Source organism: Blastococcus sp. HT6-4 (assembly GCF_039679125.1).
Classification (GTDB): Bacteria; Actinomycetota; Actinomycetes; order Mycobacteriales; family Geodermatophilaceae; genus Blastococcus; species Blastococcus montanus.
The window spans coordinates 2,034,595-2,057,341 of sequence record NZ_CP155551.1 but is presented as its reverse complement, the minus strand read 5'-3'; the positions used below and the strand labels follow the sequence as shown (position 1 = coordinate 2,057,341).

The 22,747-nt window shown below is 73.9% G+C and carries 20 protein-coding genes; 14 read left to right on the top strand and 6 right to left on the bottom strand.

What is annotated here, in order from left to right:
- Positions 1 to 61 precede the first annotated feature (61 nt).
- The gene (locus tag ABDB74_RS09965; protein ID WP_346623681.1) at positions 62 to 925 is read left to right on the top strand and encodes an undecaprenyl-diphosphate phosphatase; all 864 of its coding nucleotides are present in this window, start codon (positions 62 to 64) and stop codon (positions 923 to 925) included.
- A gap of 50 nt (positions 926 to 975) precedes the next feature.
- Here the strand turns inward: ABDB74_RS09965 and ABDB74_RS09960 are convergent, their stop codons facing one another.
- On the bottom strand, positions 976 to 2,532 hold the full coding sequence (locus tag ABDB74_RS09960) for a hypothetical protein (protein ID WP_346623680.1): 1,557 nt from the start codon (positions 2,530 to 2,532) through the stop codon (positions 976 to 978).
- Positions 2,533 to 2,817: 285 nt separating this feature from the next.
- Here ABDB74_RS09960 and ABDB74_RS09955 point away from each other — a divergent pair, with 285 nt between their 5' ends.
- From ABDB74_RS09955 to ABDB74_RS09940, 4 genes are all read left to right on the top strand, one after another.
- Positions 2,818 to 3,516, top strand: a complete 699-nt coding sequence (locus ABDB74_RS09955) for a histidine phosphatase family protein (RefSeq protein ID WP_346623679.1) — start codon at positions 2,818 to 2,820, stop codon at positions 3,514 to 3,516.
- 71 nt (positions 3,517 to 3,587) lie between these two features.
- Positions 3,588 to 4,139, top strand: a complete 552-nt coding sequence (locus ABDB74_RS09950; protein WP_346623678.1) for a DUF3090 family protein — start codon at positions 3,588 to 3,590, stop codon at positions 4,137 to 4,139.
- Between the two features lie 14 nt (positions 4,140 to 4,153).
- Entirely contained in the window at positions 4,154 to 4,903 is a 750-nt protein-coding gene (locus ABDB74_RS09945; RefSeq protein WP_346623676.1) for an SCO1664 family protein, read from the top strand.
- Between the two features lie 178 nt (positions 4,904 to 5,081).
- Positions 5,082 to 5,468: a VOC family protein gene (locus tag ABDB74_RS09940; RefSeq protein WP_346623675.1), complete on the top strand. Its 387-nt coding sequence runs from the start codon at positions 5,082 to 5,084 to the stop codon at positions 5,466 to 5,468.
- Positions 5,469 to 5,538: 70 nt separating this feature from the next.
- Here ABDB74_RS09940 and ABDB74_RS09935 read toward each other — a convergent pair whose 3' ends face one another.
- Positions 5,539 to 6,255 (bottom strand): maleylpyruvate isomerase family mycothiol-dependent enzyme, encoded by a 717-nt coding sequence (locus tag ABDB74_RS09935; RefSeq protein WP_346623673.1) that lies wholly within the window; start codon positions 6,253 to 6,255, stop codon positions 5,539 to 5,541.
- Between the two features lie 117 nt (positions 6,256 to 6,372).
- Between ABDB74_RS09935 and mshC the strand changes: the two genes are divergently transcribed.
- From mshC to ABDB74_RS09920, 3 genes are all read left to right on the top strand, one after another.
- Positions 6,373 to 7,623 carry a cysteine--1-D-myo-inosityl 2-amino-2-deoxy-alpha-D-glucopyranoside ligase gene (gene mshC, locus ABDB74_RS09930; protein WP_346623672.1) on the top strand — a complete coding sequence of 417 codons (1,251 nt, stop codon included), beginning with the start codon at positions 6,373 to 6,375 and terminating at the stop codon, positions 7,621 to 7,623.
- Positions 7,623 to 8,672, top strand: a complete 1,050-nt coding sequence (locus ABDB74_RS09925; RefSeq protein ID WP_346623670.1) for an HD domain-containing protein — start codon at positions 7,623 to 7,625, stop codon at positions 8,670 to 8,672. Before mshC ends, ABDB74_RS09925 begins: the two co-directional genes overlap by 1 nt.
- A gap of 121 nt (positions 8,673 to 8,793) precedes the next feature.
- Entirely contained in the window at positions 8,794 to 9,126 is a 333-nt protein-coding gene (locus ABDB74_RS09920; protein WP_346623668.1) for a hypothetical protein, read from the top strand.
- 14 nt (positions 9,127 to 9,140) lie between these two features.
- Here the strand turns inward: ABDB74_RS09920 and ABDB74_RS09915 are convergent, their stop codons facing one another.
- The gene (locus ABDB74_RS09915; protein WP_346623667.1) at positions 9,141 to 10,007 is read right to left on the bottom strand and encodes a PAC2 family protein; all 867 of its coding nucleotides are present in this window, start codon (positions 10,005 to 10,007) and stop codon (positions 9,141 to 9,143) included.
- A gap of 204 nt (positions 10,008 to 10,211) precedes the next feature.
- On the opposite strand from ABDB74_RS09915, the gene metH reads away from it, so the two are divergent.
- Positions 10,212 to 14,012 (top strand): methionine synthase, encoded by a 3,801-nt coding sequence (metH, locus tag ABDB74_RS09910; RefSeq protein ID WP_346623666.1) that lies wholly within the window; start codon positions 10,212 to 10,214, stop codon positions 14,010 to 14,012.
- Positions 14,013 to 14,022: 10 nt separating this feature from the next.
- On the opposite strand, the gene ABDB74_RS09905 is transcribed toward metH, so the two are convergent.
- Together ABDB74_RS09905 and ABDB74_RS09900 are read right to left on the bottom strand one after the other, a co-directional pair.
- Positions 14,023 to 15,402, bottom strand: a complete 1,380-nt coding sequence (locus ABDB74_RS09905) for a CopD family protein (protein ID WP_346623665.1) — start codon at positions 15,400 to 15,402, stop codon at positions 14,023 to 14,025.
- Positions 15,403 to 15,419: 17 nt separating this feature from the next.
- The gene (locus ABDB74_RS09900) at positions 15,420 to 15,992 is read right to left on the bottom strand and encodes a copper resistance CopC family protein (protein WP_346623664.1); all 573 of its coding nucleotides are present in this window, start codon (positions 15,990 to 15,992) and stop codon (positions 15,420 to 15,422) included.
- Positions 15,993 to 16,322: 330 nt separating this feature from the next.
- Here ABDB74_RS09900 and ABDB74_RS09895 point away from each other — a divergent pair, with 330 nt between their 5' ends.
- The 5 genes from ABDB74_RS09895 (at position 16,323) to ABDB74_RS09875 (ending at position 21,689) form a co-directional block, all read left to right on the top strand.
- Positions 16,323 to 17,093, top strand: a complete 771-nt coding sequence (locus ABDB74_RS09895; RefSeq protein ID WP_346623663.1) for a hypothetical protein — start codon at positions 16,323 to 16,325, stop codon at positions 17,091 to 17,093.
- Positions 17,094 to 17,164: 71 nt separating this feature from the next.
- The gene (locus ABDB74_RS09890; protein WP_346623662.1) at positions 17,165 to 17,863 is read left to right on the top strand and encodes a class F sortase; all 699 of its coding nucleotides are present in this window, start codon (positions 17,165 to 17,167) and stop codon (positions 17,861 to 17,863) included.
- Between the two features lie 76 nt (positions 17,864 to 17,939).
- The gene (locus ABDB74_RS09885) at positions 17,940 to 18,656 is read left to right on the top strand and encodes an HAD family phosphatase (RefSeq protein WP_346623661.1); all 717 of its coding nucleotides are present in this window, start codon (positions 17,940 to 17,942) and stop codon (positions 18,654 to 18,656) included.
- A 29-nt stretch (positions 18,657 to 18,685) separates the two neighbouring features.
- Positions 18,686 to 19,162 (top strand): DUF664 domain-containing protein, encoded by a 477-nt coding sequence (locus ABDB74_RS09880; RefSeq protein WP_346623660.1) that lies wholly within the window; start codon positions 18,686 to 18,688, stop codon positions 19,160 to 19,162.
- Positions 19,163 to 19,259: 97 nt separating this feature from the next.
- On the top strand, positions 19,260 to 21,689 hold the full coding sequence (locus tag ABDB74_RS09875) for an excinuclease ABC subunit UvrA (protein WP_346623659.1): 2,430 nt from the start codon (positions 19,260 to 19,262) through the stop codon (positions 21,687 to 21,689).
- A 45-nt stretch (positions 21,690 to 21,734) separates the two neighbouring features.
- On the opposite strand, the gene ABDB74_RS09870 is transcribed toward ABDB74_RS09875, so the two are convergent.
- Positions 21,735 to 22,673, bottom strand: coding sequence for a PD-(D/E)XK nuclease family protein (locus tag ABDB74_RS09870; protein WP_346623658.1), 939 nt, complete (start codon positions 22,671 to 22,673; stop codon positions 21,735 to 21,737).
- Between the last annotated feature and the right edge of the window lie 74 nt (positions 22,674 to 22,747).

The following is a 22,747-nucleotide window of genomic DNA, read 5'->3' as shown; positions in this document are numbered from 1 at the left end:
CCCGTGCCTGCCCGACCCCGCTCCCGCCCCGCCACCCGCCGCTCGAGCGGGGGGTGCTGACGTGGGCTGGGTCGAAGCCGTCGTCCTGGGCGTGGTCCAGGGCCTGACCGAGTTCCTGCCCATCTCCTCCAGCGCGCACCTGCGGGTGGTCGGGGAGGCCTTCGGCTGGGAGGACCCCGGCGCGGCGTTCACCGCGATCACCCAGATCGGCACCGAGGCCGCCGTCCTGCTCTACTTCCGGCACGAGATCTGGCGGATCATCACCGCCTGGACCGCCTCCCTGTTCGGCCGCCGGAAGGGCGATCCCGACGCCCGCATGGGCTGGCTGATCATCGTCGGCACGCTGCCGATCGTCGTGCTCGGCCTGCTGTTCCAGGACCAGATCGAGACGACGCTGCGCGACCTGAGGATCGTGGCGGTCGCGCTCATCCTCTTCTCGTTCGTCCTGTTCTGGGCCGACCGCGTCGGCGCCAAGCAGCGGGAACTCAAGGACCTGACCGTCGGGCACGGCATCGCGTACGGCTTCGCCCAGGCGATGGCGCTGATCCCGGGCGTCTCCCGCTCCGGGGGCACCATCACCGCCGGGCTGTTCCTCGGCTACACCCGGTCGGCGGCAGCGCGGTACTCGTTCCTGCTCGCCGTTCCCGCGGTGCTCGGCGCAGGGTTCTTCCAGGTGTACGAGGTCCTCAGCGGCGACGTCGCCGGTGCCGAGGTGGCCTGGGGGCCGACGATCCTGGCCACCGTCCTGGCCTTCGCCGTGGGCCTGGTGGTCATCGCCTGGCTGCTGCGCTACCTCGACCGCGGCAGCTACGTGCCGTTCGTCGTGTACCGGATCGTGCTCGGTGCGCTGATCCTCGTGCTGGTCGGCACGGGCGTGCTCGACCCGGTGGGCACGGAGATCACCACCCCGCCGATCCCGCGCTGACCCCGGCGACCCGGAGCCGGTCCGGCTCCGTCGCCACGGTGCGGTGGGGCTCAGCCCTCCGTGCCGGCGTCGAGGTCCAGCGTCCCGATCATCGCGTCGAGCACCTCGACGTTGCGCTGGTAGTCGAACCTCGGCAGGCCGACGGTGTCGGCGACCAGCGTGCGCGGTCCGTGCTCACCGTCCTCGAGGGCGAGGGCGTACCGGGTCGACGGCGTGCCCTCGGGCCAGAACCCCTCGCCGGTGGCGGTGCGCTCGATCCGCACGGCGTCCCGGCCGTCCACGGTCAGCTCACGGCGGGCCTGCTCCCCGGGCTGCTCCTGGGCGACCCGGTCGAAGGCCACCGGCTCGATGGAGAAGGCGATCGCGGCCACGCGCACGTCGGTGGCATCGGGCACGTCGAAGTCCTGCGGGGAGAACCGGCTGCAGGCCGGCACGGTCTCACCGGCGTTGACCGACCAGTCCGACGGGTGGTCGACCGCGAAGCCGGCCGGGCTGGTGCAGCGCTCGCCCATCGTCACGCCGTCCGCCTCCCGGGTCAGCACGTCGATCACGATCCGCTGCGGATCGGACAGGCGGGCGACGGCGAAGGGGCGCTGCTGGTCGAGGCCGGCGTAGAAGGCGTACCGCCCCTCGTAGAGGGTGTCGGCGACCAGCGCCTCCAGCGTGCTCGTCCCGGCGATCTCTAGCCGCTCCTGGCCGTCCCACGGCTCGACGCCCTCGGGGGCGTCACCCGGGTACAGCAGGTTGGACAGCGTGATCCCCAGCGTCGCCTCACCGGGGACCTCCAGCGGGTGGCCCGAGCCCGCGCTGCGCGGGTCCTCGGTGTAGCCGATCTCGTAGCCGGCCTCGCCGTCGCCGGCGAGCTCGAAGACGATCCGGTCGAATCCGTCGTGCGCGCCCAGCCGGACGTCGGTCAGCGTGACCGCCGATCCGGTGGCCTCGGCGTCGACGTCGTCGGTGCCCCCCTGGCCGATGGGCTCCAGGCCCCCGGAGCCGCCGTCCTCGCCGGGCTGGTGCAGGACGTCGACGACCAGCCGCGCCGGGTCGGAGAAGGTGGTGACGCCGAAGGGCAGCCGCTCCTCCAGGCCCATCGTCCAGGCCAGCATGGCCTCGAAGTCGCCGGTCCGGACCGCCTCGGTGATCACCTGCCCGCCGGGCGCGGTGACGTGGTCGCGCCCGGTGTAGGTCTCCCGCGGCTGCTCACCGGACAGGTCGACGCCGCTGGCCGGGCTGACCCGCACCTCCAGGAACGCCGAGCCGGCCACGTCGACCTGCCGGCCCGAGCCGTCCTCGGTGATCGGCGGCTCGACGTAGCCGACCCGGTAGCTGGGGACCTCGTCACCCTCGAACTCGAGGACGAAGCGGTCGAAGTTCTCGTGCCCGGCGGCGCGCACGTCGGTCAGGTGGGCCGGCGAGCCGCCGACCGGGAAGTCGTCGGTCTCCACCGTCTCCGTGCCGGGATCGCCGACCGGGGGCAGCGGGTGCGGATGGGTCAGCTGCACCGCGCCGGGGGCGGTCGGGGCGGTGGTCGGTGGTGGGGCGGTCGGGGTGCCGGTGGTCGCCAGCAGCGTGCTGGCACCCAGCCCGGCGAGGAGCAGTCGCATCATCGCGATCTCACCTTCCGGTCTCGGAGTTCCGGTACCCGGTGGGCCTGCCCGCGCACTGCGCCCCCGAACCCGGCTCGGCGTCGCGTCATCGGATCGTCACGTTTCCCGGAGCCGGCGCGCGCCGCGGTCGGAGGAGGGGCGGACCCGGTGGGCCGGGAGCGGGGAGCCGCAGGCGTGCCGCCACCATGGCGAGGACGGCGGCGCCGCACGTGGTGGCCTCCGTCGGGGCACCGACCGGCCCGGCTGACGACGGGGGGACACCCGCGCCCGCCTAGGCTCGGCCGCGTGACCACCGTCATCCTCCTGCGGCACGGCCGGACGACGGCCAACGCCGGCGGGATCCTGGCCGGCTGGACGCCCGGCGTGCAGCTCGACGAGACCGGCCAGGCCCAGGTCCGGACGGTGGGGGAGCGGCTGGCGAAGGTCCCGCTGGCCGCCGTCGTGAGCAGCCCCCTGGAGCGCTGCCGCCAGACCGCCGGCGCGGTCGCCGGGAGCCGGCCGCTCGAGGTGCAGGCCGACGAGCGGCTCGGCGAGTGCCGCTACGGCGACTGGACCGGCCGGCCGATCAAGGAGCTGGTCAAGGAGCCGCTGTGGAAGGTGGTGCAGCAGCACCCCTCCGCGGCGGTCTTCCCCGGCGCCGAGGGGGAGGGGCTCGCCCACACCCAGGCCCGTGCCGTGGCCGCGGTCCGGGAGTGGAACGCGCGGCTCGGGGCCGACGCGGTGTGGCTGGCCTGCAGCCACGGCGACGTCATCAAGGCCGTGCTCGCCGACGCCCTGGGGCTGCACCTGGACCAGTTCCAGCGCATCGTCGTCGACCCGGCGTCGATCTCGGTGATCACCTACACCGACACCCGGCCGTTCGTCGTGCGGATCAACGACACCGGCGGCGACGTCTCCGGGCTGATCCCGCCGCCGCGCAAGGGCCGGCGCCGCAAGCCGTCCTCCGACGCGGTCGTCGGTGGCGGGGCCGGCGCACCCGCCTGAGCCGCTGCCGTTCCGGTTGCGGCCGGTGTCGCGACCGGCGGGCCGTCGGCGGCCCCGCGTAACCTGGGCGCGTGCCCCGCCAGGTCCATCTCTTCGATCGCCCCACCCGGTTCGTCGCAGGGACGGTGGGGCAGCCCGGGGACCGCACGTTCTACCTGCAGGCCAGCGACGACGCCGGCCGCACGGTCAGCGTCGCGCTGGAGAAGACCCAGGTGCAGGTCCTCGCCGACCGGATGAACGACCTGCTCGACGAGGTCAGCAGCCGGGCGAGCGCGGTCATCCCGCCCGAGGCCGACGTCGACGACCTGGAGCCGCTCACCGCGCCGGTCGACGAGGAGTTCCGCGTCGCGGCCATGGGCCTGGCCTGGGACGGCACCGCCGAGGCCGTCGTCGTGGAGGCCGTCGCCGCCGGCGAGGAGCCGATCGACGAGGACGCCATCCTCTCCGACAGCGAGGAGGGTCCCGACGCGCTGCGGGTGACGATCACCCCCATGGCGGCCCGGTCGTTCATCGCCCGCGCGCGGCGCGTGGTGGCCGCCGGCCGGCCGTCCTGCCCGCTGTGCTCGCTGCCGCTGGACGCGGTGGGCCACGTGTGCCCCCGGCAGAACGGCTACCGCCGCTGAGCGGCGCCCCCTCGATGAGCGAGCAGCCCGCGGATCCCGACCTCCGCCCGCCCGCCGACGACGCCGAGGCCCACCAGCTGCTCACCGAGGGCGAGATCGACCTCGAGGGCCGGATGCTGGACGCGTCGAACGTGACGCTCGTCGGCACCATCCGCTCCGGCACGCTCGCCGCCGAGTGCGTCTACAAGCCGGTGGCCGGGGAGCGCCCGCTCTGGGACTTCCCCGACGGCACGCTCGCCGGCCGGGAGATCTCGGCCCACCTGATCTCGGAGGCCACCGGCTGGCGGATCGTCCCGCCCACGGTGCTGCGCGAGGGCCCGTTCGGCCCCGGGATGGTGCAGCTGTGGATCGACGGGGACGAAGACGTCGACCTCGCCGCCTTCGTCCGCCGCGACGACCCCGCGCTGCGTCGCATGGCCGTCTTCGACGCGGTCGTCAACAACGCCGACCGCAAGGGTGGGCACATCATCCCGATGCCCGACGGCCACGTGTACGGCGTCGACCACGGCATCTGCTTCTCCGTCGACCCGAAGCTGCGCACCTTGCTGTGGCGCTGGGCAGGGACGCCCCTGCTCCCCGAGGCGCTGGCCGTCCTGGAGCGGCTGGGCGACGAGTTGCGGGGCGAACTGGGGGAGCGGCTGCACGAGCACCTCACCCGCGCCGAGGTCCGGTGCACCCAGCGGCGGATCGCCGAGCTGCTGCGCACCGGCCGGCACCCCGAGCCCAGCGGCGAGTGGCCCGCCCTGCCCTGGCCGCCCTTCTGAGCACACTGTCGCCCTCCGGGCTCCGACCGCAGCCAGGTGCCGTTCCCCGGGCGCGCTGAGCCCTTTCCCGCGCTGCCTCGGGGAGCCTCCGGCCCCCGCTCGGCAGCTCGCCTCGCAGGGCGACTCCTGTGCTTCCTCGAGGAGCCTCCGGCCCCCGCTCGTCGGCACAATGCCCCCCATGCCCCATCGCAGCCGTCTATCCATCCTCCTGCTCGACCTGCCGCCGGAGCACCACGCGGCCGGCAGCACCTTCTGGGCCGGGGCCACCGGCCGCACCGCCGAGCCCGACGCCGACGACGAGAGGTGGGCGTCCCTCGGCTCGTTCGCCGACGGGTGGCACGTGGAGGTCCAGCGCACCGGCGAGGGGACGCCACCGCGCTGGCACGTCGACGTCGAGACCGACGACGTCGACGCCGAGGTCGCCCGGCTGGAAGCGCTGGGCGCCACCCGGCACCGTGACATGGGCAGCTTCTGGCAGCTGCTCGACCCGGCCGGGCTGGTGTTCTGCGTCGTGGGCGTCCAGACCGGCGACGAGTTCGACCGCCATGCGGTGACCTGGCCGTGAGGGAGGCCCGGCGACCCGTGGACGACGGAGCCGTACGCCGCAGACCGACCCGGATCCGGCGGCGTCGCGTTCAGTCGTTGCGCACGAGGTCGATCATCGCCGCGGCCTGCAGGCTGTCGCCGTCGACGGTGAGCACGTCCAACGGCACCCGGCGCCAGACGGCCAAGAGGAGGTCGCCGGCGGTCCCGGTGAGCGCGGCGATCGGAAAGGGTCTCGTGCCGGGGAAGAGGGTGCGCTCGGCGTCGGCGTCCACGGCGTGGAGGACGACCGGGTGCGCCTCCTCGGGCGGCCCGTCGGGGAAGGCCGCGGGCACCATCAGGTCCAGCCACTCGTCGAGGCCGTCGAGGCCCACCGCCGCCGGGATCGGCCGCGGGTCGCCCAGCACCTGCTCGACGTCGACGGTGTGCACCACCGCCTCCTGCGCCTGCCGGCGGAGCACGAACCCGACGTCCTTGCGCGGCGCCCAGGTCCACACCGGGTCGCCCGGATCCGCGCCGGCCAGCGCCGTCTCCAGCTCGGCGCTGCACGCGGTGACGTAGCCGAGCAGCTCGTCGTCGGGGTGCCGGCGCGGCCGCACGTATCCCGACGGCTCACCGGCCCGGGTGCGCACCACCCACGCCCAGAAGTGCTGCACCTCCGCCAGGTGCCACACCAGGTCGGACAGCGCCCAGTCCGGGCATCCGGGCACGGGGGCGCGCCAGCCGTGCGCCAGGACGGCCTCCGCGGCCGCCTCGGCGAACCGGGCGTCGGCCCGCCTCAGGACCGGCAGGTACTCGTCGAGGTCCATCGCTCCTCCTCCTGGCCCGGTCGCCGCCGGCCGGTGGGGCATGGTGCCCCCTCCGACGTGATGACCCCCACGGACGTGCAGGACAGCGCCGTCGGAGCTCGGCTCTAGGCTCGTGCCGTGCTCTCCTGGCCCGCTCCGCTGCTACCGACCCTGCCCGGCACCGGCCCCGCACTCAAGGTCTACGACACCGCCCGTGGCGAGATCGTCGCGACCACCCCCGACCGGACCGCACGCATGTACGTCTGCGGCATCACCCCGTACGACGCCACGCACCTCGGCCACGCCGCCACGTACCTGGCCTTCGACCTGATCAACCGGATGTGGCGCGACGCCGGACACGCGGTGCACTACGTCCAGAACGTCACCGACATCGACGACCCGCTGCTCGAGCGCGCCGCCCGTGACAACGAGGACTGGATCGTGCTGGGCATGCGCGAGACGGCGCTCTTCCGCGAGGACATGACCGCGCTGCGGGTGCTGCCGCCGGAGGACTACGTCGGTGCCGTGGAGTCGATCCCGCGGATCGTGGCGCACGTCGAGCGGCTGCTGGACGACGGGCTGGCCTACGTGCTCGACGACGGCACCGGCGACGTCTACCACGACGTGGCGCAGGCGCCGGGGTTCGGCTCGGGGTCCGGCTACGACGAGACGACGATGCTCGGCTTCTTCGCCGAGCGCGGGGGAGACCCCGACCGGCCCGGGAAGCGGAACCGGCTGGACCCGATGCTGTGGCGCGGGGAGCGCCCCGGCGAGCCGGCCTGGCCCGGGCCGCACGGGACGCGCGGCCGCCCTGGCTGGCACATCGAGTGCGCCACGATCGCCCTGGACACCGTCGGCATGGGCTTCGACGTGCAGGGTGGCGGCAACGACCTGGTCTTCCCGCACCACGAGTTCTCCGCCGTGCACGCCGAGGCGCTCAGCGCCACCAAGCCGTTCGCCAAGGCGTACGTGCACGCGGCGATGATCGGCCTCGACGGCGAGAAGATGAGCAAGAGCCGCGGCAACCTGGTCTTCGTCTCCAAGCTCCGCGGCGAGGGCGTCGACCCGATGGCCATCCGGCTGGCCCTGCTGTCCGGGTACTACCGGACCGATCGCGCCTGGAGCCCGCAGCTGCTGCGCGAGGCCCAGGAGCGGCTCGGTACCTGGCGGCGCGCGGTGGCACGGGACGCCGGGGCGCCGGCCGGCCCGGTGCTGCACGGGCTCCGCGACCGGTTGGCCGAGGACCTCGACACCCCGGGCGCGATCGCGCTGGTCGACGCGTGGGCGGCACGGACCCTGGCCGCCGGCGACGACCTGGAGGAGCACGCGCCGCAGATCGTCTGCGACGCCGTCGACGCGCTGCTCGGCGTGGAGCTGCAGGGCTCCTGATGGCCAGCACCGCCGGCCCGTTCCGGCTGACCGACCGCGCGGCCCGCGAGCACGCCGAGGAGCAGCTCGCGCCGGCCGCCACCCGCGCGGCGGCGTCCCGGGGGAGGGCGCGCCCCGAGCCGGAGGACGCCCTGCGCACCACGTTCGAGCGCGACCGCGACCGCATCCTGCACGCCAAGGCGTTCCGGCGGCTCAAGCACAAGACGCAGGTCTTCCTCAACCCCGACGGAGACCACTTCGTCACCCGGCTCACCCACACGCTGCAGGTCACCCAGGTGGCGCGGTCGCTGGCGCGGGCTCTGGCGCTCAACGAGCCGCTGGCCGAGGCGATCGCGCTCGGCCACGACGTCGGGCACTCGCCGTTCGGGCACATCGGCGAGGAGGCGTTCGACCCGTACGTGCCCGGCGGCTGGCACCACGCGGCCCAGGGGGTGCGGATCGTCGAGGTGCTCGAGGACCTCAACCTCAGCTGGGAGGTCCGCGACGGCATCCGCGCGCACAGCTGGAAGATCGCCCCGCCGCCGGCCACCCGGGAGGCCGAGTGCGTGCGCTACGCCGACCGGATCGGCTACCTCTCCCACGACGCGCTCGACGCCGCCCGTGCCGGCGTGATCCGCGCGGCCGACCTCCCGGCACGGGCCGTCGCCGTCTTCGGGCAGCCGGGCAGCCAGATGGTCGGCGCCATGATCGACGCCGTCGTCGCCGGATCGCTCTCCCCGGCCAACACGGCCGGCGCCGTGGTCATGGACCGCGAGCCGCTGGAGGCGATGCACGAGCTGCGCGACTTCATGTTCGCCCGGGTCTACGCCTCCGACGTCGCGGCCGGGCAGAAGCACCTGGCCGTCGACGTCATCCGCCGGCTGGTCGACCACCACCTGGCCCACCCGGAGCTCATCCCGGCCTCGTACCGCGACACAGAGGCCGACGCGCTCACCCAGGTCGTCGACTACGTCTCGGGCATGACCGACCGGTTCGCCCTCGCCACGCACGACCGGCTCTTCGACGCCGACGCGTCGGCGCAGATGCGCCCGCTGCTGCCCACCGGCTGACCGTGCTCGGTCGCCTCGCCGATCGTCCCGGCGGCTGACGACGCCACCCACCCCGGCCACGGTCGCGCCCTGCTTCGATGGACCCGGCCCGGGACGGGCCCCCGCGACGAAGGGCTCCGGCATGGCGCAGCAGCTCCCGACCGACCGCACGTCCGCCTTCTCCGCCGCGGTAGGCCGGGTGCTGGCCGAGCATCCCGGCGACGAGGAGGGGCGCATGCTGCACGCGCCGGGCGTGCGGACGGGCGGGAGGTTCTACGGATTCAGCACCGCGGACACGCTGGTGGTCAAGCTCCCGGCCGGCCGGGTCGCCGAGCTGATCGCCGCCGGCCGGGGCGAGCCGTGCTCACCCCGGCCCGGACACCCGATGCGGGAGTGGGTGTGCATCCCGGAACCCGAGGAGGACGCCTGCGTCGACCACCTGCTGGAGGCCCGGGCGTTCGTGGCCGGTGGCTGACGGGATCGGACCGCTCAGGCGCCGCCGGCGGACCCGCGACGACGCAGGTAGCGCTCGAACTCGCGGGCGATCTGGTCACCGTTTGCCTGCGACAGGTCGACCTCGGTGGCCCGTTCCTCCAAGGAGCGCACGTACTCGACGACCTCGGCGTCCTCGTTGGCCATCTCGTCGACGGTCTTCACCCACTCGTCGGCCTGCTGCGGGAGGGCGCCCAGCGGCACGGTCGTCTCCAGGACCTCCTCGACCCGCTGCAGCAGCGCCACGGTGGCGCGCGGCGACGGCGGCTGCGACACGTAGTGCGGGACGGCGGCCCAGAAGCTGATCGCCGGCAGCCCGGTCTGGACGCAGGCGTCCTGGAACACGCCGAGGATGCCGGTGGGCCCCTCGTAGCCGGAGGTCTCCAGGCCGTACGCCTTCGCGGACTCGCCGTCGTAGGCCGAGCCGGTGACCGGCGTCGGCCGGGTGTGCGGCGTGTCGGCGAGCAGGGCGCCGAGCGCGACGACGATCGAGACGTCCAGCTCGTGCAGGATCTCGAGCAGCTCCTCGCAGAACCCGCGCCACCGCATGTTGGGCTCGATCCCGCGGATGAGGACGACGTCGCGATCGAGCCCCTCCGGGCGGGCCACCGAGATACGGGTGGTCGGCCACTCGATGCGGCGGCTGACGCCACCGATGAGGGAGACGGTGGGCCGGTTGACCTGGAAGTCGTAGTAGTCCTCGGGATCCAGGGCGGCCAGTGGCTTCGCGTCCCAGATCAGTTCCAGGTGCTCGACGGCCCCCGTGGCGGCGTCCCCGGCGTCGTTCCAGCCCTCGAACGCCACCACGACCACCGGGTCGGTGAGCTGCGGGAGGTCCTCGGCGCTGGAGTTCGGATCGATCACCCCTGTCAGCCTACGTCGATCCGGTCGCCGGTCCCGGATGTGCGCCCTCCGCTGTGCGGGACCGGCGTGTGCCCGCCGCCGTCCACCCGGGTGGCGAGGCGCGGAATGAGACGATGGGCCAGACGTTGCTGCTCTCGACGCCCCGGTGTCCCGCCCGGGCGCCGCAGGCGTGGCCCAGCGCCCGATCGACCGCGAGGACATCACGTGCCCGAATCCCCGTCCCCCCGCCCGGACGCCACGGCAGAGCTCACCGCCCTGCTGCAGCAGCGCATCCTGGTGCTCGACGGTGCGATGGGGACGGCGATCCAGCGGGACCGGCCCGACGAGGCCGGGTACCGGGGTGAGCGGTTCGCCGACTGGCCGAGCGATGTGCAGGGCAACAACGACCTGCTCAGCATCACCGCGCCCGAGCTGATCGCCGGCATCCACCGCGAGTACCTCGAGGCCGGCGCCGACCTGATCGAGACCAACACCTTCAACGCCACCACGATCTCGCTGGCCGACTACGGGATGCAGGACCTCGCCTACGAGCTCAACGTGGCCTCGGCCCGCCTGGCCCGCCGTGAGGCCGACGCCATGACCGCGCGCACGCCGGACCGGCCGCGCTACGTCGTCGGCGCCCTCGGCCCGACCAGCCGCACCGCCTCCATCTCGCCCGACGTGAACGACCCGGGCGCGCGCAACGTCACCTTCGACGAGCTCGTCGCGGCCTACCGGGAGCAGGCCGACGGGCTGGTCGACGGCGGCGCCGACGCCCTGCTGATCGAGACGATCTTCGACACGCTGAACGCCAAGGCGGCGATCTTCGCGCTGGAGACGCTGTTCGCCGACCGCCGCCGCCGGTGGCCGGTGCTCATCTCCGGCACGATCACCGACGCCTCCGGCCGGACGCTCTCGGGCCAGGTGACCGAGGCGTTCTGGTACTCGGTGCGGCACGTGCAGCCGCTGCTCGTGGGGCTCAACTGCGCCCTGGGGGCGAAGGAGATGCGGCCCTACATCGCCGAGATCGCCCGGATCGCCGACACCTTCGTCTCCTGCTATCCCAACGCCGGGCTGCCCAACGCATTCGGCGAGTACGACGAGTCGCCCGAGGAGACCGCGGCGATCGTCGGGGAGTTCGCCCAGAGCGGCTTCGTGAACCTGGTCGGCGGCTGCTGCGGCACCACACCGGCGCACATCGCCGCGATCGCCCGCGCGGTCGAGGGCGCGGCCCCGCGGGTCCCGGCCGAGGTCGCCCCCGCGCTGCGGCTGTCGGGCCTGGAGCCGCTCGCCGTCACCGCGGAGAGCCTGTTCGTCAACGTCGGCGAGCGCACCAACATCACCGGCTCGGCCCGTTTCCGCAACCTCATCAAGGCCGGCGACTACCCGGCCGCCCTCGCCGTCGCCCGCCAGCAGGTCGAGGCCGGCGCGCAGGTCATCGACGTCAACATGGACGAGGGGATGATCGACGGCGTCGAGGCGATGGACCGCTTCACCAAGCTGATCGCCGCCGAGCCCGACATCTCCCGCGTGCCCACGATGATCGACTCGTCGAAGTGGGAGGTCATCGAGGCCGGCCTCAAGTGCGTCCAGGGCAAGGCGATCGTCAACTCCATCTCGCTGAAGAACGGCGAGGAGGAGTTCGTCCGCGAAGCCCGGCTCTGCCGGATGTACGGGGCCGCCGTCGTGGTCATGGCCTTCGACGAGGACGGGCAGGCCGACGACCTCGAGCGCCGGAAGCAGATCTGCCGCCGGGCCTACGACATCCTCACCGGGGAGGTCGGGTTCCCGGCCGAGGACATCATCTTCGACCCGAACGTCTTCGCCGTCGCCACCGGCATCGAGGAGCACGCGAACTACGGCCTGGACTTCATCGAGGCCACCCGCTGGATCAAGCAGAACCTGCCCGGCGCCCTGGTCTCCGGCGGCGTCTCGAACGTCTCCTTCTCCTTCCGCGGCAACAACCGCGTCCGCGAGGCCATCCACGCGGTGTTCCTCTTCCACGCCATCGCGGCCGGCATGGACATGGGCATCGTCAACGCCGGGGCCCTCGAGGTCTACGACGAGGTGCCCGAGCTGCTGCGCGAGCGGATCGAGGACGTCGTCCTGAACCGCCGGCCCGACGCGACCGAGCGGCTGCTGGAGATCGCCGGGGACTTCGCCGGCGACGGCGCCGCCCGGGAGGTCGCCACCGAGGAGTGGCGGTCGCTCCCGGTGGGGGAGCGGATCACCCACGCGCTGGTCAAGGGCATCGACGAGTTCGCCGAGTCCGACACCGAGGAGCTGCGGCAGGAGATCGCCGCCCGCGGCGGCCGGCCGATCGAGGTGATCGAGGGCCCGCTGATGGCCGGCATGAACGTGGTCGGCGACCTCTTCGGCGCGGGGAAGATGTTCCTGCCGCAGGTGGTGAAGTCCGCCCGCGTCATGAAGAAGGCCGTCGCCCACCTGATCCCCTACATCGAGGCCGAGAAGCAGCCGGGCGACGCCGAGCGCAGCAACGGCAAGGTCGTCATGGCCACGGTCAAGGGCGACGTCCACGACATCGGCAAGAACATCGTCGGCGTCGTGCTCCAGTGCAACAACTACGACGTCGTCGACCTCGGCGTGATGGTGCCCGCCCAGAAGATCCTGGACGCCGCCAAGCAGGAGGGCGCCGACATCATCGGCCTGTCCGGGCTGATCACGCCGTCGCTGGACGAGATGGTCAACCTCGCCTCGGAGATGGAGCGGCAGGGGTTCACGATCCCGCTGCTGATCGGCGGCGCCACCACCTCCCGGGCGCACACCGCGGTCAAGGTGGCGCAGAAGTACTCCGGCCCGGTGATCTGGGTGAAGGACGCGTCCCGCTCGGTACCGGTCGTCGCCGCGCTGCTCTCCGACGAGCAGCGCCCGGCGCTGCTGGCCGAGACCGACGCCGACTACGCCGCCCTGCGCGAGCGGCACGCCGCGCGCCAGGACAGCCGCTCCCTGCTGCCGATCGCCGCCGCGCGGGCCGCCGCGCCGCCGATCGACTGGAGTGGCTACGCCCCGCCGCGGCCGCGGATGCTCCTGCAGCAGGCGAAGGACGTCTGCACCGGGCCGGCCTGCGACCACCTGCACGACCGCGCCACCCAGTTCGTGAAGACCTTGCCCGACTACCCGCTGGAGGAGCTGCGCGGCTACATCGACTGGCAGCCGTTCTTCCACGCCTGGGAGATGCGCGGCCGGTTCCCCGACATCCTGCACAACCCGGCCACCGGCGAGGCGGCCCGGCGGCTGTACGAGGACGCCCAGGCGATGCTCGACCGGATCGTCGGCGAGCGGTGGCTGCGGGCCAGCGGGGTGTTCGGCCTCTTCCCGGCCAACCAGGTGACCGGCGACGACATCGAGGTCTACACCGACGAGTCCCGGACCGCCGTGCGGGCCACCCTGCACCAGCTGCGCCAGCAGACCCAGGGCCGTGACGGCGCGCCGCGCAAGTCGCTGGCCGACTTCGTCGCCCCGAAGGAGACCGGGCTGCGCGACTACGTCGGCGCCTTCGCCGTCACCGCCGGCCTGGGCTCGGCGGAGCGGGTGGCGGCCTTCAAGAAGGACAACGACGACTACAGCGCGATCCTGCTCGAGGCGCTGGCCGACCGGCTGGCCGAGGCTTTCGCCGAGCGGCTGCACGAGCGGGTGCGCCGCGAGTTCTGGGGGTATGCGGCCGACGAGTCGCTGGACAACGAGGCGCTCATCGCCGAGAAGTACGCCGGCATCCGGCCCGCGCCGGGCTACCCGGCCTGCCCGGAACACACCGAGAAGCGGACGATCTGGGACCTGCTCGACGTCGAGGCGGCCACCGGCATCCAGCTCACCGAGAGCCTGGCCATGTGGCCCGGTGCGGCGGTGAGCGGCCTCTACTTCTCGCACCCGGAGTCGCGGTACTTCGTGCTGGGCCGCGTGGGGCGCGACCAGGTGGAGGACTACGCCCGCCGGAAGGGCTGGACGGTCGACGAGGCCGAGCGGTGGCTGTCGCCGAACCTGGGTTACCGCACCGAGGACGAATGAGGCGCCGCCGTCACTCGACGACGAGCACGTCGCCGAACGCCGTCGAGTGGCGGCTGGTGAACGGATAGCTCCCCGGCTCGGCCGGGGCCGGGAAGGTGAGCAGCGTCCGGGCCGGGACGACGACGTCGAACGAGCCGTCCGCCGCCGTGATGGTCGCCTCCCGGTCGGTGCCGTTGTGCACCGTGACCCGCGAACCGGCGGCGACCGGGCCGGCGACGTGGAAGCGCTCCCCGTCGACGAGCACGGCGACCGACAGCTCCCCGTGGTCGTGGCCGGCCATGGGATCGGCACCCGTCTCCGGCGCTGCGGCGACCGGGGCGCTCGACCCGGCGGCGGCCGCGCCGGAGGGCTGCGGGGGAGGGGAGGCGGCCAGGGCGACGGCCAGCGCCAGGGTCACCAGCATGACCAGCACCTCGACGGCGGCGAACCGGCGGAAGCTGCCGGGCTCGCCGGCGTGCAGCCGGGGCAGCGTGCGCCGCCGGTGCTGCCACCCGAGGAGCCCCAGGCCGACCAGGGCCGACGCCTTCGCCATCAGCAGCCACCCGTAGCCGCTGCCCAGTGCGCCGAGCAGTGCCGCGGCGCCGCCGAGGACTGCCCCGGCGGCGACCACCCCGGAGACGGCGGTGACCAGCAGGCACAGCAGCGCGATCGGGCTGAAGCGGGCGGCGGCCGCTGCCAGCTCGCCGCTGTTCCGGCCGTGGGTGACCAGGGCCAGCAGCCCGCCGACCCAGACGGCGGCGGCGACGACGTGCAGGCCCAGGGCCGTCGCGGCGAGGACGTGGTCGCCGGCGCCCGAGGAGTGCCCGCTGAGCACGACCGGCGCGACCAGCGCCCCGAGCGCGGCGGCCAGCAGCAGTCGGGCGCTCCCGGCGCCGGCGCACCGGCGTGCCGTCAGGGCGATGACCCCCGCCAGGGTCACCACGACCAGTGCGGCGCCGCCGGCCCCGGTGTCGACCAGGAAGACCCGGACCGACGACCAGGGCAGGGCCGTGGGCGCCGCACCCACCAGCCGGCTGAGGGTGAGGACCGCGCCCACGGCGGTCGCTCCGGCCCAGCCGACGGCCCACCAGGACGCCGCACCGAGCGCGCGCCGGACGGCCGGTGGCCATGTCGACGTGCGGCCCGGCAGCAGGACCGCGGCCAGGAGCACCGTGCCGACGGTGCCCACGGCCGCGATGCGACCGGCCAGCGTCACCACCGGCAGCGCCCACTCCACGAGGAAGCCGGCCCGGGACAGCCCGGCGGGACCGGGCTCGGGACGCCCGCCGGCGGCCGTCAGGGCCCAGACCAGGATCGTGACGAGGCCGACGACCGTGGCGAGGATCCCGGCCGCCTGCCACGCGGGGCGGCGCGCCCGCACCGCGGAGAGGCCCCCCGGGGCAGCGGACACGGCGGGCAGGGTGCGGGTCACGCCCGTCCGCGCAGCCGGCCGCGGGCCAGCAGACCGAGCGCGCCGAGCCCGACGGCTGCCGCCGCCGCCCACGCGACCGGGGGCCCGGAACCGTCCGGTCGGGGACCCGTCGCCCCGTCCGTGCCCACTGGCGCGGGGGCGGCGGCCGACGCCGTGCCGGCCGAGACGGTGAAGCCGTAGCTGCCCGAGAGCGGGTGCCCGTCGGACGACGTGCTCCGCCACCGGACGGTGTACGCCCCGGCCGGCAGGCCGTCGGACAGCTGCTGGACGACGGTCCCGCCGCGGATCCCGGCGGGGCCCTCGGACACCGCCGAGCCGTCCGGGCCGGTCACCAGCACCTCGGTGCCGAGGGGGAGCGGGGTGCCGCTGAGCTCGAGTTCCACCGTGGCCGGTGCCGTGGGGAGAGCGGCGCCGGACGTCGGGCTGCTGCCCACCAGGTCGTCGTGCGCGGAGGCCGGGGCCGCGAACGGGCCGATGAGCTGCGCGGCTCCCACACCCAGCAGCACGACCGCGGCCCCGCGCAGGCGGGAGCCGCGGCCCGAGGGGCGGGAGGGACGGGAAGCAGTCATGACCGTCCTTCGTCCGCCGCCCGGCATCCGGTTCGGGCCTGTCGATGCGTGCACCCAGTAGGTGGCGGGCAACTCGCCGGGACACGATCAGGTGTCGTTACGAATATTTGGCATGGACCTGAACCGATCGGGCACCTGTTCCGAACGTCGGATGGTCAGCGCGGGACGAGCGGCACATCTCCTGCTCGGGGGACCCCGTCCGCTGCACCGGCCCGTTCGACGGTGGACGCATCCGTGTCCACCGGCACGACGGGCGAGTGGTCCACGACCACCGTCCGCCGGCGCCGTCCCTGAGGCGGAGCCGACTCTTCCGACCATGAGGAGCACACCTTGCGCAAGGCACTCGCACTTCCGACCGTCGTCATCGCCGCCGCGGCCTTCCCGCTGCTGACCATCTCCGCCGCCTCGGCGCACGAGGGCACGGCCAGTTTCCAGGCCGACCTCGGCGCCCTCAACGGGTCCAGCGCCGACGGCACCGGCATGGTGACCCTCGACGGCAACACCGCGACCGTGATGGTCGAGGCCTCCGGCCTGCTCGCCGGCTCGCCGCACGCCCAGCACTTCCACATCGGCGCCATGGGCGAGTGCCCGACGGACGCCGACGACATGGACGACGACGGCTTCCTGAGCACCACCGAGGGCGCGCCCGCCTACGGCGCCATCGGGACGTCCCTGACCACCACGGGCGACACCAGCCCCGACAGCGGCCTCGCCATCGACCGCTTCCCGACCGCCGACGACGGCACCGTCAGCTACGAGCGGACCTTCGAGGTCAGCGAGGACGTCCACGCGGCGTTCGACGCCGGCACCGCGGTGCTGGTGCTGCACGGCGTCGACAAGAACGGTTCGGGCGCGTACGACGGTGACGTCGTGAGCGACCTCGACCCGTCGCTGCCCATGGAGGCCACCGCTCCCGTTGCCTGCGGCGTCCTGAACGCCGCCCAGATGGGCACCGCTCCGGCGGGCGGCGCCGAGACCGGCGCCGGCAGCACCGCCGGTACGGAGAACGCCGCCGCCATCGGTGTCGGTGTCCTCGCCGCGGCCGGTGCCGCGGGTGCCGGGGCGATCGCCTACCGCCGTCGTCAGGCCGAGCAGGTCTGATCCGGCTCGGGCCGCGCGGGAGGGAACCTTCCCGCGCGGCCCGACCCCCTCCCGCTCCTGGAAGGAACCGCGTGACCGAGCAGAGCAGGCGCCGCACCGGCGCCCGCACGTGGACCGCGCTGGCCGTGGCACTGGCCGTCGTGGGCGTCGTCGCCCTGGTGCTGGCGGTGACCGGGCAGGAGCGGGCCCCGCAGCCGGCGGCGACCAGCGACCAGATCCAGCCGGCCACGGCCGACCGCCCGGCCGCCGCCGCCCCGCGGGAACGGGCGGCTCCACCCGCGGATGCGCCGGCGGATGCGCCGGCGGCAGCGGCACCGGTCGCCGTCACCATCCCGGCCATCGACGTCAGCAGCGACCTGATGCGCCTGGGCCTCAACGACGACGGCACGGTCGAGGTCCCGCCGCTGGAGCCCGACGACCGGGCCGGCTGGTACGAACTCGGACCCGCCCCCGGTGACATCGGCCCGGCGACCATCCTGGGGCACGTGGACTCCGCCGAGCACGGGCCCGGCATCTTCTTCGACCTGGGCGCCCTGCAGCTGGGCGACGAGATCGAGGTGGCCCGCGCCGACGGCAGCGTCGCCGTCTTCGCCGTCGACCGGGTGGAGCGCCACCCGAAGGACGAGTTCCCGACCATCGCGGTCTACGGCAACACCGACGACGCGCAGCTGCGGCTGATCACCTGCGGCGGCGACTTCGACTCCGCCGTCCGCAGCTACGAGGACAACGTCATCGCCTTCGCGACCCTCGTCGACACCCGACCGGCCTGACCCCGGGCCGCGGCCGGACGCGACCCGGCCGCCGACTAGGCTGGTCCGCGTGTCGGCGGCTCCGGTGGGGAAAGCGGTGACCGCATCCGCCGAGAGCGCCGTCCGCGCGGTGCTGTTCGACATGGACGGCACGCTCGTGGACACCGAGCGCTACTGGGGCGAGGCGATGTTCGAGCTCGCCGGCTCCCTCGGCGGGAGCATGTCGCCCGAGGCCCGCACCGCCACGGTCGGTACGAGCATGCGCCGCGCGATCCAGATCCTGCACGCCGACCTCGGCGTGGTCCGGTCGGAGGAGCAGCTGCAGGCCGACGCCCGCCGGGTCGAGGACCGCGCGGGCGAGCTGATGGAGACCGCCGGCATCCGGTGGCGTCCCGGGGCCCGCGAGCTGCTGGAGGCCGTCCGCGACGCCGGCCTGGCCACCGCACTGGTGACGACGACGCCGCGTCGGCTGGCCGCGATCGTGCTCGCCAGCATCGCCGCGGACCTCGGCGGCGAGCCGTTCGACGTCACCGTCTGCGGCGACGAGGTACCCGCCCGCAAGCCCGATCCGCGGCCCTACCTGCAGGCCGCCACCGCGCTCGGCGTCGACATCGATGCCTGCGTGGTCGTGGAGGACTCGCTGGTCGGCGTGACCGCCGGGCTGGCCGCCGGCATGGCGGTGCTCGGGGTGCCCGCGCTGCAGCCGGTGCCGGCGGCGCCCGGGCTCACGCTGCGCGAGACGCTGGTCGGCGCGGGGCTGCCCGAGCTGGACGCGGCGCTGGCCGCCCGCCCCGGAGCGCACGCCGTCCACTGACGCCCGCGGGGACCGCCTACTGTCCGTCCGTGGCCCACCGGACCGAGACACCGGCACCCGCACCGGACCCCGACGAGCGCGAGCTGCTGCTGGCCTGGCTCGACCACCTGCGCGAGTCGGTCCTCCGCAAGCTCGAGGACCTGGACGAGCAGCAGGCGCGGAGGCGCCCGGACGGGCTCCTCCCCGTGCTCGGCGTCGTCAACCACCTGACGCACGTCGAGTGGCGGTGGATCGACGGCGCGATGGGCGGCGCGGAGGTGAGCCGCAGCGAGGCGGAGTTCTCGCCGGGGCCGGAGCTGACCGTGAGCGAGGCCGTGCGCCGCTACCGCCGGCGCGCCGAGGACACCGCGGGGGCCGTGCGGTCGATGCCGGTGACCCGGCCGTGCGCCGACGGCAGCGGGCGGGACCTGCGCTGGGTCCTGCTGCACCTCATCGAGGAGACCGCCCGGCACGCCGGTCACGTCGACGCGACCCGCGAACTGCTGGACGGCGTCACCGGCCGCTGACCCGTCCCGACGCTCGCCGACGACGATCCCCGGTCGCGGATCGAGATGGGCAGGATCGAAGAAGCCGCCGAGGCGTTGCTGCTCCTACGGTCCTCGTATGGCCGTCACCGACTCCGCCGCCCCGAACCCGCACCTGAGCACCGACCGGCGCCGGGACCCGCTGCCCGTCGCCGACAGCCACGACCGGATCCGCGTGCAGGGCGCGCGCGTGAACAACCTCAGGGACGTCAGCCTCGACCTGCCGAAGCGCCGGCTCACGGTGTTCACCGGGGTCTCCGGTTCGGGCAAGAGCTCACTGGTGTTCGGCACCGTCGCCGCAGAGTCCCAGCGGCTGATCAACGAGACCTACAGCGCGTTCGTGCAGGGCTTCATGCCGACGCTGGCGCGGCCCGAGGTCGACGTCCTCGACGGCCTGACCACGGCGATCATCGTCGACCAGGAGCGGATGGGCGCCAACCCCCGTTCCACAGTGGGCACGGCCACCGACGCCAACGCGATGCTGCGCATCCTGTTCAGCCGGCTCGGGAAGCCGCACCTCGGATCGCCCAACGCCTACTCCTTCAACATGCCCTCGGTGAGCGCCAGCGGTGCGATCACCGTCGAGCGGGGCGAGGGGAAGACGAAGGCGGAGAAGGTGACCTTCACCCGCCTCGGCGGGATGTGCCCGCGGTGCGAGGGCATGGGGTCGGTCACCGACTTCGATCTGTCGGCGCTCTACGACGAGTCCAAGTCCCTGAACGAGGGCGGCCTGATGGTCCCGGGCTACAGCATGGAGGGGTGGTACGGCCGCCTGTTCCAGGGCATCGGCCTCGACCTCGACAAGCCGATCGGCAGATACACCAAGAAGGAGATGCGCACCCTCCTCTACGAGGAGCCGACGAAGGTCAAGGTCGAGGGCGTCAACCTCACGTACGAGGGCGTGATCCCGAAGGTCCAGAAGTCGATGCTCTCCAAGGACGTCGACGCGCTGCAGCCGCACGTCCGGCGCTTCGTGGAGCGGGTCGTGACGTTCCAGACGTGCCCGGAGTGCGACGGCACCCGGCTCACCCGGGAAGCCCTCTCCTCGAAGATCCGCGGCAAGAACATCGCCGACCTGTGCGCGATGCAGATCAGCGACCTCGCGGCCTGGGTCCGGGAGCTGCGGGAGCCCTCCGTGGCGCCGCTCCTCACCGGCCTGCGCGACCTCCTCGACTCGTTCACCGAGATCGGGCTGGGCTACCTCTCGCTGGACCGGCCGGCGGGCACCCTGTCCGGGGGAGAGGCCCAGCGGACGAAGATGATCCGCCACCTCGGCTCGTCGCTCACCGACGTCACCTACGTCTTCGACGAACCCACGATCGGCCTGCACCCGCACGACATCGCGCGGATGAACGACCTGCTCCTGCGGCTGCGGGACAAGGGGAACACGGTGCTCGTCGTGGAGCACAAGCCGGAGACGATCGCGATCGCCGACCACGTCGTCGACCTCGGCCCCGGCGCCGGTAGCGGCGGGGGCAGCATCTGTTTCGAGGGCACGGTCGAGGGGCTGCGGGAGAGCGGCACGCTCACCGGCCGGCACCTGGACGACCGGGCGTCGGTCAAGCCGTCGGTGCGCACGCCGTCGGGCGCGCTGGAGGTGCGCGGCGCGAACGCCCACAACCTGCGGGACGTCGACGTCGACATCCCGCTCGGGGTCCTGGTCGTGCTCACCGGGGTGGCCGGATCGGGGAAGAGCTCGCTGGTCCAGGGTTCGGTCGCCGGCCGGGACGGCGTCGTGGTGGTCGACCAGGGCGCGATCCGCGGTTCGCGCCGCAGCAACCCGGCCACCTACACCGGGCTGCTCGACCCGATCCGCAAGGCGTTCGCGAAGGCCAACGGCGTCAAGCCGGCGCTGTTCAGCCCCAACTCCGAGGGTGCCTGCCCGACCTGCAACGGCGCGGGGGTCATCTACACCGACCTGGGCGTCATGGCGACCGTCGAGTCCCCCTGCGAGGAGTGCGAGGGGAAGCGGTTCCAGGCGGCGGTGCTCGAGCACACGCTCGGCGGCCGGAACATCGCCGAGGTGCTCGCGATGCCGGTGGCCGAGGCGGAGCGGTTCTTCGCCGACGGCGAGGCGCGCACGCCGGCCGCGCACACGATCCTCGAGCGGCTCGCCGACGTCGGGCTCGGCTACCTCACCCTCGGGCAGCCGCTCACCACCCTCTCCGGCGGCGAGCGGCAGCGGCTCAAGCTGGCCACCCGGATGGCCGAGCAGGGCGCCGCGGGATCCACGAGCGTCTACGTCCTCGACGAGCCGACCACCGGCCTGCACCTGGCCGACGTGGAGAACCTGCTCGGCCTCCTCGACCGGCTGGTGGACTCCGGCCGGTCGGTGATCGTCATCGAGCACCACCAGGCCGTCATGGCGCACGCCGACTGGATCATCGACCTCGGCCCCGGGGCCGGCCACGACGGCGGCCGGATCGTCTTCGAGGGCCCCCCCGCCGATCTCGTCGCCGCCCGCTCCACCCTCACCGGCGAGCACCTCGCGGCCTACGTCGGCGCCTGAGCCGGCCCACCGCGGTGGTGGCGCGCCGCCGCGGTAGGTGGCGCGTCAGGCCTGGGTGACCGGCAGCGTTGTCCGCCAGCCGGCCGCCGCGGCAGCCTCGGCGGGGAACGGCGGGGGAGTGCCACCCCAGGACGGGCACAGCGCCTGGTGGTCGCACCACCCGCAGAGCCGGGTCTTGTTCGGCCGGAACTCCCCGGTGGCGACGGCCCGCTCGATCGCCGACCAGATGGCCAGCAGGGTGCGCTCGAAGCGGACCAGCTCGGCCTCCTCGGGGGCGTAGGTCAGTGCGTCGCCGTCGCCCAGGTAGAGCAGCTTGAGCTGGGCGGCGACCACGCCGCGGGTGCGCCACAGGACGAGCGCGTAGAACTTCATCTGGAACAGGGCCTTGGACTCGAATGCCTCGCGCGGCATCGACCCGGTCTTGTAGTCGACGACCCGCAGCGCGCCGTTCGGGGCGACGTCGAGCCGGTCGACGTAGCCGCGCAGCAGCAGCCCGTCGGGCAGCGTGACCTCGACGAGCTGCTCGCGGCCCTCCGGCTGGATGCGGCGCGGATCCTCGAGCGCGAAGTACTTCTCGACCAGCTTGCCGGCCGACGCCAGCCACGCCTCCACCGACTCCGGCGCGTTCGCGTCGGTCTCCGCGCCCTCGGCCTGCGCGGTCGCGAACAGCTCGGCGACGCCCGGCTCGTCGCGCAGGTCGGCCCAGGCCGGCTCCAGCAGCTCGAGCGCGCTCTCGGGCGTGCGCCGGGCCGCTGGGAGGTCGTAGAGCCGCTCCAGCACCGAGTGGACCAGCGTGCCGCGCACCGCGGCGAGGCTCTTGCGCTCGGGGAGCCGGTCGATCGTGCGGAACCGGTACAGCAGCGGGCAGGTCTTGAAGTCGGCCGCCCGGCTGGGGGAGAGGGAGGGGCGGCGCGGCGCCGACGGCTCCGCCGGGGCCACGGCGGAGCCGTCGGACAGAGGGTCGGTCTGCACCATCGCCGTCATGCGTCCGAGGCTAGGTCGCCCCACCGACAGTTCCGAGCGCCCGCGCCGCATGCGCAGGACACGGGTCACAGGAG

Coding starts and splice junctions, on each gene's coding strand:
- ABDB74_RS09960 (WP_346623680.1), bottom strand. CDS start 2,532: ATGATGCGACTGCTCCTCGCCGGGCTGGGTGCCAGCACGCTGCTGGCG.
- ABDB74_RS09945 (WP_346623676.1), top strand. CDS start 4,154: ATGAGCGAGCAGCCCGCGGATCCCGACCTCCGCCCGCCCGCCGACGAC.
- ABDB74_RS09940 (WP_346623675.1), top strand. CDS start 5,082: ATGCCCCATCGCAGCCGTCTATCCATCCTCCTGCTCGACCTGCCGCCG.
- ABDB74_RS09935 (WP_346623673.1), bottom strand. CDS start 6,255: ATGGACCTCGACGAGTACCTGCCGGTCCTGAGGCGGGCCGACGCCCGG.
- ABDB74_RS09925 (WP_346623670.1), top strand. CDS start 7,623: ATGGCCAGCACCGCCGGCCCGTTCCGGCTGACCGACCGCGCGGCCCGC.
- ABDB74_RS09920 (WP_346623668.1), top strand. CDS start 8,794: ATGGCGCAGCAGCTCCCGACCGACCGCACGTCCGCCTTCTCCGCCGCG.
- ABDB74_RS09900 (WP_346623664.1), bottom strand. CDS start 15,992: ATGACTGCTTCCCGTCCCTCCCGCCCCTCGGGCCGCGGCTCCCGCCTG.
- ABDB74_RS09875 (WP_346623659.1), top strand. CDS start 19,260: ATGGCCGTCACCGACTCCGCCGCCCCGAACCCGCACCTGAGCACCGAC.
- ABDB74_RS09870 (WP_346623658.1), bottom strand. CDS start 22,673: ATGACGGCGATGGTGCAGACCGACCCTCTGTCCGACGGCTCCGCCGTG.